At 61.5% G+C, this 11,155-nt stretch carries 11 protein-coding genes and 1 pseudogene; 9 read left to right on the top strand and 3 right to left on the bottom strand.

Features of this window, described 5'->3' with window-relative positions; translation table 11 throughout:
* Positions 1 to 241, bottom strand: a 241-nt coding sequence (locus tag GWQ22_RS19705) for a hemolysin N-terminal domain-containing protein (protein ID WP_275931383.1), incomplete at its 3' end; no start/stop codon positions are given.
* 829 nt (positions 242 to 1,070) lie between these two features.
* On the opposite strand from GWQ22_RS19705, the gene GWQ22_RS19700 reads away from it, so the two are divergent.
* A complete protein-coding gene (locus tag GWQ22_RS19700; RefSeq protein ID WP_275931382.1) occupies positions 1,071 to 1,523 on the top strand; it encodes an NlpC/P60 family protein in 453 nt (150 codons plus the stop codon).
* A 64-nt stretch (positions 1,524 to 1,587) separates the two neighbouring features.
* Here the strand turns inward: GWQ22_RS19700 and GWQ22_RS19695 are convergent, their stop codons facing one another.
* A complete protein-coding gene (locus GWQ22_RS19695; protein WP_108536134.1) occupies positions 1,588 to 1,881 on the bottom strand; it encodes a hypothetical protein in 294 nt (97 codons plus the stop codon).
* Positions 1,882 to 2,094: 213 nt separating this feature from the next.
* On the opposite strand from GWQ22_RS19695, the gene GWQ22_RS19690 reads away from it, so the two are divergent.
* Genes GWQ22_RS19690 through GWQ22_RS19675 form a run of 4 tightly spaced genes read left to right on the top strand, consistent with a single transcriptional unit; the run spans position 2,095 to position 5,851 of the window.
* A complete protein-coding gene (locus tag GWQ22_RS19690) occupies positions 2,095 to 3,528 on the top strand; it encodes a coniferyl aldehyde dehydrogenase (protein ID WP_275931381.1) in 1,434 nt (477 codons plus the stop codon).
* Between the two features lie 18 nt (positions 3,529 to 3,546).
* Entirely contained in the window at positions 3,547 to 4,149 is a 603-nt protein-coding gene (locus GWQ22_RS19685) for a TetR/AcrR family transcriptional regulator (protein ID WP_275931380.1), read from the top strand.
* On the top strand, positions 4,130 to 4,648 hold the full coding sequence (locus GWQ22_RS19680) for a hypothetical protein (protein ID WP_275931379.1): 519 nt from the start codon (positions 4,130 to 4,132) through the stop codon (positions 4,646 to 4,648). The genes GWQ22_RS19685 and GWQ22_RS19680 overlap by 20 nt, the downstream gene beginning before the upstream one ends.
* Positions 4,649 to 4,666: 18 nt before the next feature.
* On the top strand, positions 4,667 to 5,851 hold the full coding sequence (locus tag GWQ22_RS19675) for an iron-containing alcohol dehydrogenase (RefSeq protein WP_275931378.1): 1,185 nt from the start codon (positions 4,667 to 4,669) through the stop codon (positions 5,849 to 5,851).
* 284 nt (positions 5,852 to 6,135) lie between these two features.
* Here the strand turns inward: GWQ22_RS19675 and cysM are convergent, their stop codons facing one another.
* On the bottom strand, positions 6,136 to 7,050 hold the full coding sequence (cysM, locus tag GWQ22_RS19670) for a cysteine synthase CysM (protein ID WP_212512461.1): 915 nt from the start codon (positions 7,048 to 7,050) through the stop codon (positions 6,136 to 6,138).
* A 134-nt stretch (positions 7,051 to 7,184) separates the two neighbouring features.
* Between cysM and GWQ22_RS19665 the strand changes: the two genes are divergently transcribed.
* From GWQ22_RS19665 to GWQ22_RS19650, 4 genes and pseudogenes are all read left to right on the top strand, one after another.
* On the top strand, positions 7,185 to 7,442 hold the full coding sequence (locus GWQ22_RS19665; protein WP_275931377.1) for a GNAT family N-acetyltransferase: 258 nt from the start codon (positions 7,185 to 7,187) through the stop codon (positions 7,440 to 7,442).
* 106 nt (positions 7,443 to 7,548) lie between these two features.
* Positions 7,549 to 8,052 carry a nucleotidyltransferase family protein gene (locus GWQ22_RS19660; RefSeq protein WP_275931384.1) on the top strand — a complete coding sequence of 168 codons (504 nt, stop codon included), beginning with the start codon at positions 7,549 to 7,551 and terminating at the stop codon, positions 8,050 to 8,052.
* Positions 8,053 to 8,122: 70 nt separating this feature from the next.
* Positions 8,123 to 9,946, top strand: coding sequence for a SulP family inorganic anion transporter (locus GWQ22_RS19655; protein ID WP_212512463.1), 1,824 nt, complete (start codon positions 8,123 to 8,125; stop codon positions 9,944 to 9,946).
* 134 nt (positions 9,947 to 10,080) lie between these two features.
* A pseudogene (locus GWQ22_RS19650) lies at positions 10,081 to 11,031 on the top strand (MATE family efflux transporter); the annotation flags it as partial.
* Positions 11,032 to 11,155: the final 124 nt, after the last annotated feature.

The raw sequence follows: 11,155 nt of genomic DNA, 5'->3' as shown, positions 1-11,155 counted from the left end.
CGCACGATGAAGAGCAAAAGTTAGCATGATCGTTACCATGTTCGGGAGTCACATAGGAGATCAGATCCTGGAAATCGGGAAAAGTGCCAATCAGTTCACAATATTTGTGTATAAGAGTCAGGCCCTGATCGGTACGCTCGCCTATGTCTTCGGCCTGCACGCTGCCTGCCAGCAAAGCCAGGGCGAGCAAACTGAGAGTGGGAACCCGGATAATGAATGTGCGTGGTTTTTTATTTTTCATTGTGAACTCCATGTCGAATCACGCCAGACTATTTCCATCATGAGGCGAAACAGCACAACCCTATTGTTGATAGTTATATTTCCGCGTGATTCTGCTTGCTTGCCGATCAATGCCAACCATTTTCATCACCGTGAATGAACAACGTGTTTATGGTGGGTCTTTCATATGACAAAACAAGGACTACGATACGGTCTAAGATAGAATATTCGGCGCTCTCCGATACTATTACACGGTTGTCGCGCTGTCATAGCGCTGCCCATTTTTGATACGGGCGACACCTGTTTTTCTCTGTTCATCGGCCTGAACGATGAAACGGGAGCCTGATGCCTTGGGCATTCTGCCGCGAGGAAACACTCAGGGCTATGAGATAAATATCATAGGGAGCCCCTCCTCTGTCTGGTGATATTGTCAGCCAACGCCCGCCACAGGTTGCATATTGCCCAGTGAACCCATGACGGAAATAAACTCATATATATCTCGTTTTCTGCCATCCTATTGATGACGGGCGTGACATGTCTCGCTACCAGCTGTAATACCATTTTATCATAACAAATCACCCTGATACTCAAACGTAACACATGTCACACTGTGGCATCAACAATATTAACCATAAAATCACTTATTATTTAAATGGAATAATTACTTTAATATTGAAATGCTCATCCCAGATAATCGCCAGATATTATTAATTATTAATACTATCGATAACATAACCTCACTCGGTCTATGTCCTTGCTGGATGCTCAGGTGCAGTTGATTGCCAGCAAGGCTATGTTCGAGCCCCAAACCCCGTTTATGATGAGCGGGTCACCTGATCGAAGGAGCCCCCATGCATTGCAAGTTACTGCTGCCCCTGCTGGCCCTGTTGCTGGCCGCCTGTTCCAGCACGCCCGAACCACCACCTCCACCACCCCGTCAGAGCAGTGCCTTCGACGGCTTCTACCAGCAATGGCGCGGCGTGCCCTATCGCATGGGCGGATCCAGCAGGGCCGGGCTCGACTGCTCCGCCTTCACCCAGCTTGCCTATCTGCAGGTGCTCGGCTTCAACCTGCCCAGAACCACTGAATCCCAGGCTAGCCTGGGCACGCCGGTCGATCGCTATCGGTTGCAGCACGGGGATTTGGTCTTTTTCAAGACCGGCTGGCAGCAATACCATGTCGGCGTCTACACAGGGGCCGGGGAGTTTATCCACGCCTCCACCAGCAAGGGGGTGATCCGCTCGCGCCTCGATAATGTCTACTGGAACAGCCGCTACTGGCAGGCTCGCCGCCTGACGCAATGAGCCACGCCGCCACAAGCATTGAGAAGGGCCCGTCACGGGCCCTTTTCAATGCTTGTTTCTGTGCTCAGCGCTTGCGATGCCAGCGCGGCGAGGTGGCTTTCTCGCCCCAGGGGGTGACGCACGGCAACAAGGCCCCCTCGATCACCACATCGCTACTGGCCAGCGCCTCGGCAATCTTCTGATGCAGCACCTGCAGCAGGCGCCCCTCCTGCTCGGCCAGGGAGTGGCCTGCGGCAAAGAACTCGCGCTGGTGTTGCAGTGCCAGCTTCTGGGCAAATTCATAGGTGTTGAAACAATCCGGCATCCGCTCAACCACATCATCAAGCCGGGCCAACAAGCTGTTCAGTTCCTTGGTCATGTCGCTCATTCCTTGTAGGTTGATGGCCAAAAACTACCCCTAATTGGATAAGTCACCAACCACCAAATCTCGAAACTGTGGTGGGTCGCACAGTTCACAGGTGAGTCATCCGCGACCCTATGCTAAGCCAGATGGCAAAACTTTACAGCCGATTAATAAGCCGCTAGATTTAGACCGACCAATCAGTCGGTCAATTAACGCACGAGGTATGCCATGGAAGCGGTTCAGTTGCAGGAGAACACCACAGACAAGCTGTCGCTACCAAGCAAGCTGGACAGGCTCAGACAGGCTTGTCAGGCCAATCCCATGCCAGGTCTGAGCGAGCGCAGAGCCCATTTGAGCCAGCTCAAACGCGCCCTGCTGGCCCACAAGCAGCCGCTGTGTGACGCCCTGGCCCTGGATTATGGCCAGCGTAGCGACTACGACAGCTTGATCGCCGACATACTCCCCTGCGTCATGCAGATCAACTACACCCAGCGGCGGATCAAGCGCTGGATGCGCCCGCACCGCCGCCACACGGGACTGCTGCTGGCCCCGGCCAGGGTCGAGGTGTTCTATCAACCACTCGGGGTAGTCGGCATCATAGTGCCGTGGAACTTCCCCGTGATGCTGAGCCTGGGCCCCCTCATCAGCGCCATCGCCGCCGGCAACCGGGCCATGCTCAAACTCTCCGAATTCACCCCTCACACCAACGCCGTGCTGCGCACCTTTCTGGACCAGGTGTTTGATGAGAATGAGGTCACCGTGGTCGAGGGTGATGCCCAGATGGCCGCCGCGTTCAGTGCACTCCCGTTCGATCACCTACTGTTCACCGGCTCGACCGCAGTGGGCAAGCTGGTAATGGCTGCCGCGGCTCCCCAGCTCACCCCGATCACCCTGGAGCTCGGTGGCAAGAGTCCCTGCCTCATCGCCCCTGACATGCCCATAGCGCTCGCGGTGGAGCGGATGATCTTCGGCAAGAGCCTCAACGCCGGCCAGATCTGCGTGGCCCCCGACTATGTGCTGCTGCCACGGGGCCAGGAACACGCCTTTATCGAGGCCTACCGCAACCACTTCGCTCGCCTCTATCCCCAAGGGCTGGGGAGCCCGGATTACGGCTCCATCATCAATGCGCGCCAGTATGAACGACTCACCGGCTGGCTAGCCGAGGCCGAACAGGCAGGTGCGCAAGTGCACCCCTGCGGCAACCCGGCCCGGGACGACGTCGCTCACCGGCTGATACCCCACCTGCTGACCGAGGTGCCCAACCACTGCCAGCTGATGCAGCAGGAGATCTTCGGCCCCCTGTTACCCTTGGTGCCCTACGACAGCCTGGACGAGGCGCTCGCCTACATAGCCGCCCGCCCGCGTCCCCTCGCCTTCTATCTGATGAGCCTGGATCCGGCACTGCAGGCCAGGGTGACCCGGGAGACCCACTCAGGCGGCATGGCCATCAACGAGAGTCTGTTCCAGGTGGCAGCCGATGACGTGCCATTTGGCGGCATCGGCGCCTCCGGCATGGGCCACTACCACGGCCACGAAGGCTTTCTCACCTTCTCCAAGGCGAAAACCGTGTTGAGCCGTGGCAGGTTCAGCACAGGCTCCCTGGTTCATCCCCCTTATCGGCGCTGGCACCAGCGGCTGATGATGGCGCTGTTTTTGCGCTGACGTACGCCGGAGCCCTGCATGCAAAAAACCATGACCGACAAGCGCCGCCAGATCCTGGATGCCGCCCTCGCCCTGTGCGCCGAGGACGGTCTGCAGGGGGCCGCCACCGCCCGCATCGCCAAGGCGGCAGGGGTGGCCAACGGCACCTTGTTTCACCATTTTCCGAGTAAGGAGGCGCTGATCCTCCAGCTCTATCAGGACATCAAGCAACGGATGGGGGCAGCCATCAGTGAAGCCGACCCCACTCTTCCCCTGCGCGAGCAGACCCACCACTACTGGCAGCTGGCGATGGGGTGGATGCAGGCACACCCCAACGAACTCAAATTCGTACTGGGCTTCTTTCACTCCCCCCTGCTGGCCAGACCGGCCCGCAGCCAGATCTTGAACGATGCCCTGCGCTTTCTGCCCGCCCTGCTGGCAAAGGGGCAGGCAAGCGGCGAGCTGATGCAGGCTCCCGCCCCACTGTTGCTGGAGGTGTGTCAGGGCCAGTTTCTCGCCTGCGCATCACTGTTTGTCGATCAGCCGGCGCTGGGACAGGACGACTACTGGCAAGCCAGTGCCTTCGCCCTCTTCTGGTCAGCCATCTCAGGAGCCAATCCCCATGCAAACACGGATGTTTGAATCTGCGGCCGCCCTTGGCCGCCGCCTCTGGATAGCCACTCTGCTCTGGGTCATAGGGCGTACCCTCTGCCGCGCCGCCCGGGTCGATGAGGCGGTGCGACAAGAACTCGCCCCTCTGCCCGACGGCCTCACCATACGACTGGAGGTGGCGGGCCTCACCCAGGCGCTGATCATCCATAAGGCAGCGGGCAACTGGCAGTGCGGCGCACAGCCCCATGCCAGCGGAGATTTGCACCCCCTGCGAGTGCGTTTCAAGCATCAGGGCATCGCCTTTCGCGCCCTCAGCTTTCGGCTCGGGGTCAATCAGGCGTTCAGCGAAAACCGCTTGCTGGTGGAGGGGGACCTGACCGTCGCCATGCATCTGGTGCGGGGGCTTGAGCAGTTGCAGTCCCTGATCCTGCCCGCCTTTATCGCGCGGCCCCTGCTGCGCCACTATCCTGCCCCGACCAACAAACTTGGCCGGGCCTGCAACATCTATCTGGGTCTGATGACCGGCTAATGCGCAAGGAGCCTTGAAATGAGCCGCTATTACGATTTTTTCTGCCCGGTCAAACTGATGGCGGGTGAACAGGCACTGGAGCAGCTCGCCAGCGAGCTGGCCGGATTGGGCGCGCGCCGTCCGCTACTGCTCACCGACAAGGGGGTCAGCGCCACCGGACTCGCCACCCTGCTGGCCAATGTGCTGGCCGAGGGAGAGTTGCCGGTCGCTGACATCTGGGACGAGATCCCGGCCGACTCCTCCACCGCCGTGGTGGAACGGATCACGGCCCGTTATCGGGAGCTCAAATGTGACAGCCTGGTAGCGCTGGGGGGCGGCTCCGTCATCGACACCGCCAAAGCGGTCAATATCCTCGCCTCCATGGGCGGGGATCGGCTGCTGGATTACGCTGGCGCAGGCTGCCTGACTCGCCCCCTGCAGCCGCTGGCAGTGGTGCCGACCACGGCTGGCACAGGATCCGAGGTGACACTGGTGGCGGTGATCAAGGATGAGGCAAGCGGGCGCAAGGTGCCCTTTACCTCCCCCTTCCTGCTGCCCCAGCTGGCGGTGCTGGATCCGCGCCTCACCCAGGGCTTGCCCCTCAACATCACAGCAGCCACCGCCATGGATGCCATGACCCACGCCATCGAGGCCTTCATCGGCAACGCCAAGAACCCGGTCAGCGACGCCCTTGCCCTGATGGCGGTGGAGAAAATCGCCAGCGCCCTGCCCCAGGTGCTGCAACATCCGCAGGACAAGCGCCTGCGGCTGCAACTGGCGGAAGGATCCACCCTGGCTGGCATGGCCTTTTCCAACTCCATGGTGGGGCTGGTGCACGCCCTCGGTCATAGCCTGGGGGCCCGCTGCCACCTGCCCCACGGTCTGTGCATGAATCTCTTCCTGCCTACCGTGCTCGACTACAACCGGCCGGGCATAGATGAGGAACTGGCTCGCCTGCTGCTGCCCCTGGTCGGCGCCGAGCGCTTTGCGGCGACCCCGGTTGCAGAGCGGGCACAGGCCAGCATCCAGGCCCTGTGCAGCTTGCGCGATACCCTGTGGCAAGCGGTGAAGCTGCCGCGCACCCTGCGCGAAGCCGGCGTCACCGACAAGGCCCTGCTGCCCGAGATCCGGGATCTCGCCATCAACGACGGTGCCCTGCTCTACAACCGCAAGGATGCCGACCGGACTCAGCTGCTCGGCCTGCTGGAGCTGGCCTGGGAATAGCCCGGTTGGCCTGGCCCCGCCTGACGGGGCCGCTGGCGACCCCCTGATGCTGGCACCGGCGCCATGGTTGTCCTTTCCCTCCGCCGTCTTCTCGCGCCAGATGGACTCCTTATTGCGGCGGATGGCCTCTTACCGCTCCTGGTGGCATCGGTGACGAGAGGGCACCAGGTAGCAAACAGCAGACAAAGGGATTCAACCTTGTAAAGGTGTTAATTGTGACAAAGGGAAGATAGAACAGTTCGCCAGCAAGCTACTGATAAATATCATGTTACTGGCTGGCGTACTCAGCGCATCTCTGCCGGATCCGGCGTAAAGACCCCGGTGGAGAGGTAGCGGTCCCCCCGATCACAGATGATGACCACCACCACCCCCCGCTTGATCTCTGCCGCCACCCGCAGGGCACCGGCCACGGCGCCGCCCGAGCTGACCCCGCAGCAGATCCCCTCCTCCCGCGCCAGCCGGCGCATCATGACCAGCGCCTCCTCTTGCGTCACGTCCAGCACCCGATCGACCCTTTGTGGCTCGAAAATGGCGGGCTGATAGGCGGCGGGCCAGCGGCGGATCCCCGGGATCTGGCTCCCCTGTGCCGGTTGCAGGCCAATCACCTGTACCGCCGGGTTCTGCTCCTTCAAATAACGGGAAACACCCATTATGGTGCCAGTGGTGCCCATGGCCGAGACGAAGTGAGTGACTGCCCCCTCGCTCTGGCGCCAGATCTCGGGGCCGGTCGATTGATAGTGGGCATCCGGGTTAGCCGGGTTGTTGAACTGATCGAGCACCAGCCCCTCACCCCGTGCCTGCATGGCCAGCGCCAGATCCCGCGCGGCTTCCATGCCGTCCTCCACCAGCACCAGCTCGGCCCCATAGGCCTGCATGGCATCGCGTCGCTCCTGGCTCATGGTGCGCGGCATGATGAGCCGCATCCGGTAGCCCCGCGCCGCCGCCACCATGGCCAAGGCGATACCTGTGTTGCCGGAAGTCGCCTCGATGAGCCGGGCCCCCGGCTGCAAGCGACCGCTCGCTTCGGCGCTCTTGATGAGGTTCAGCGCCGGCCTGTCCTTGACCGAACCGGCGGGATTGTTGCCCTCCAGCTTCACCAGCAGGGTGACCTCGGGCCAGGGATTGATGCGGCGCAGCGCCAGCAGGGGGGTATTGCCAATCAGATCTTCCAGTGTGGCGAAGGCCATAACGGGATCCATCCTCTGTTAACTGTTCTATACCTTGGCTAGCGGGTATGCACCCGGTCGGGCTCGCAGTGTAAGCGAGCCCGCGCAGTTGGCAAAGGGCTGCCAACGTGGTCAGATAACCCCATTCCCCGTATCGAGGAGCAAGCATGAGCAAGATCATTCATCAGGCCAACCAGCAACAATTCATCTGCGTGGTGGACGGCAAGGAGTCCAGGCTGCGTTACCGGCGGCTCGATGCCAAGACCATTGATGCCTACAGCACCTTCGTCCCGCCGGAGCTCAGGGTACAGGGCATCGCCGATCAGCTGGCACGCACCTTCTACCGTTGGACCCAGGCGGAGGGGCTCACCATAGTGCCCAGTTGCAGCTACATAGACGTCTGGCTGCGCCGCAATGCAGGTTGACGCCCAGACGCGTCAGGGTACGCAAGACGCGCAAGATCGCCAAAGCGCGCAAGAGACCCACCTGCAAGCGCAGACCGAAGCCCTGCTGCGAGCCGATGACCAGCGCATGGCCTGCTTGCACGCCGCCGCCGAGCTGGCGCTGCCCGACTGGGCGCTGGGGGCCGGCTTTATCCGCAATCTCATCTGGGATCATCTGCACTGTAAATCGGTGCCTACCCCGCTCAACGATATCGATCTTATCTATCTGGATCGCGGTGATCCGCAAGGGCTGAACGAAGCAGATCATGAGGCCTGGCTGGCCACCAGAGTGCCGGGCCAACGCTGGGAAGTCCGCAATCAGGCCCGTATGCACCAACGCCAGCGGGTTCCCCCCTTTACCAGTAGCCTGGAGGCCCTCAGCCACTGGGTGGAGGTGCCCACCTGCATCGGGGTCAGATTGCGGTCAGACGGCGCGTTCGAGTGGCTAGCCCCCTATGGCTTTGCCCACCACTGGTCGTTGCAGGTGAGCCCCAACCCGAGGTGCAAGCAGGATAGTCAGGTGTTTGTGCAACGCATCCAGGAAAAACAGTGGCAGACCCTCTGGCCTGACTTGGTGGTGAACTGGCCATAACCTGATTGCAATGTTTCGACAAGCTTGGGCACACTAGGGAAAAGCAGTTTGTAACTCAATGGGTTAAATAATGCGCGACTTCTTCTCACTCGAACGCTGGCTACCGGGCCTCGCCACCCTGCTGCAATACCAGCGGGCCTGGCTGATACCGGATGTGCGCGCTGGCCTGTCGGTCGCAGCCGTGGCGCTGCCCGTGGCCATCGCCTATGCCGAACTCGCCGGTGTGGGCCCCCTGGTCGGCCTCTACTCCTGCATCTTGCCCATGCTGGTCTACGCCCTGTTTGGCACTTCCCGCCAGCTTATCGTCGGACCGGATGCCGCCACCTGCGCCGTGATCGCCGCTGTGGTCACCCCGCTCGCCGCCGGTGATGCCACCCGCCACTGGCAACTGGTGATGACAATGACCGCCATGACAGGTTTATGGTGTCTCATTGCCAGCCGCTTCAAGCTGGGGGTACTGGCGGACTTTCTCTCCCGCCCCATCCTGATGGGGCTGCTCAACGGCGTGGCCATCACCATCATAGTGGGCCAGTTCTCCAAGATCTTCGGCTTCACCTTCAGCGATCGCAACCTCATAGAGCAGATCGCGGGCGGTGCCAGCTATATTACCCAGACCCATCTGCCGACCATGGCCATGAGCCTGACCACCTTGCTCACCCTGCTGTTGGCCAAGCGCTACAAACCGGCCTGGCCCTCCTCCATGGTGGCCATGGTGGTGACGGCAGCCCTGGTGTGGGGGCTCAATCTAGGCCAGTTCGGCATCGCTACTCTCGGTGCCATCGGCTCGGGTATGCCCATCTTCCAGTTGCCGGACTTTCCCCCGGGCCTGATGCGCGAGCTGGTGCTGCCGGCGCTCAACCTTGCCATGGTGAGCTTCGTCTCCATGATGCTCACCGCCCGCAGTTTTGCCGCCAAGAACGGCTACGAGATTGATGCGGACAAAGAATTTCGGGCTCTCGGCCTGGCCAACCTGGCGGCGGCCGCCTCCCAGGGCTTTGCCATCAGCGGGGCGGGTTCGCGCACCGCGGTCAACGACGCTAACGGCGGCAAGAGTCAGCTGGTCTCCATCATCGCCGCCGCCGCCATCGCGCTGGTCACCTTCTACCTGACGGCGCCACTGCAATACATACCCACGGCCGCCCTCGGCGTTGTGCTGGTGATGGCGTCGCTCTCGCTCACCGATTTTCGCGGCCTGTGGGCCCTGCGCTACTCCGACAGGGCCGCCTTCTGGCTGGCGCTGATCTCCTTTGTCAGCGTGCTGGCCATGGGGGTGATCCCGGGGATCACCCTCGCCGTGCTGCTGGGTCTGTTCCAGTTCCTGCGCAACGTGATGCGCCCCACCGACCAGTTGCTCGGCATGGATGACAAGGGGGTGGTACGCACCCTGAGGGACAACGAGCAGGTCAAGGCCATTCCTGGCATCCTGGTCTATCGCTTCAACTCGCCGCTCACCTACTTCAACGCCCCCTACTTCAAGCGGCGGGTGCTGGCGCTACTGGTGCAGGATCCCCACAACCCCAAATGCCTGGTGGTGGATGCGGTGGCCTCTTTCACCCATCAGGACATCAGCGTGATGAGCATGATCGGGGAGCTGCACAAGGATCTGAAACGGCGCGGCATCAAGATGGTAATGGCCGGTCGTCACGGCCAGATGAGCCAGTGGCTCAAACAGGCCGGGATCCGCGTGGGCGACGAGGGCGTCATCCTCTGCCCCGACATCTATCAGGCGCTGCGCATGACCCGCTGCTACCGGGAGCCTGTGTTCAAGGATGATGCCGTGGTGGAGAGCACCACGGACGCCATTCTCTCCCACTGGCCCCAGGATGATGCGCTGCCGGACTCAGCGCGGCTCACCCTCCCCTCTGAGCAGGAAGCAGGCGCCACCCCGGCCTGATCGGTCGCCAGACTCTCCCCGGGAGGGTCTGGCGCACGCTCCTCTCAGGGCAGGATTGCACCCTGCGGACTCTTGGTGTTAGATGCCCGTCCAGATGGCGCTGACGAGGGCCATCACCCGTATTTGGACACCCCATGCAAACTCAATCCCACGCGGGCCCGGGCACTCTCTTCTCCCTGACCTGGCCGCTGTTTATCGATCTCGCCCTGCACTTTCTGACCGGGGCCCTCAACACCTTCATGGTGGGCCACGTCTCCTATCAGGGCGTGGCGGCACTGGCGGTCGGCAACCAGGTGTTCGATCTGGCCATCACCTTGTTCAGCTTCGTCAGCATAGGCACCAGTGTGGTGATCACCCAGTATCTGGGAGCAGGCGATCGGGAAAAGGCGCGCATCGTCATCCACACCGCCATCGGCTTCAACCTGCTGGTGGGGCTGGTGGCTGCGGTCGGCGTGCTCGCTGGCGCCAGCACCATGCTCTCCCTGATGAACCTGCCCGCCCACCTGATGGGCGATGCCACTCTGTATCTGCAGATCATCGGCCTGTGCCTGCTGCCGGAGGCGGCAGCGCTCTGCCTGGCCGCCACCCTGCGCGCCCACGGCCATACCCGTCAGGCCATGTACGTGACCCTGATCGTCAACCTCATCACCTTCGTCGGCAACCTGCTGCTGCTCTACGGCTGGTTTGGCCTGCCCCAGCTGGGAGTGGCCGGGGTCGCCATCAGCACAGTGGCAGGTCGCATCGTCGGCGTGGTGCTGCTGGTGTGGCTGGTAGCGCGCAAGACCGGCATCCGCTTGCGTCTACCCGAGATTGTCCGCCCCAACAAGGTCATGCTGGACAAGGTGCTGCACATAGGCCTGCCAGCCGCGGGGGAAAACCTCTCCTGGATGTTGCAGTTCATGGTGGTCACCGCCTTCGTCGGCCTGCTCGGCGACAAGGCGCTGGCGACCCAGTCCTACTTCTTCCAGATCTGCCTGTTCATCCTGCTGTTCGGCCTCTCCATCGGCCTGGGTAACGAGATCATCATCGGCCATCTGGCGGGGGCACGCCGCTTCGAGCAGGCCTATAACCAGCTGATGAAGAGTAAGCGCCCCTGAATCAGCACCTGTTTTTACTGAGATCACCTCGGCACACTGAAACCCATCGTATCTACGTTGGGATTTCCGCTATGACCACTCAAGAACGCGTTGATTTTTGGCAGCGCCAGAT

It is taken from the genome of Aeromonas sp. 1HA1 (assembly GCF_029237385.1).
In the GTDB taxonomy this organism is placed as follows: domain Bacteria; phylum Pseudomonadota; class Gammaproteobacteria; order Enterobacterales; family Aeromonadaceae; genus Aeromonas; species Aeromonas popoffii.
The sequence above is the reverse complement of the archived record's forward strand: the minus strand, read 5'-3'. Positions and strand labels throughout refer to the sequence as shown.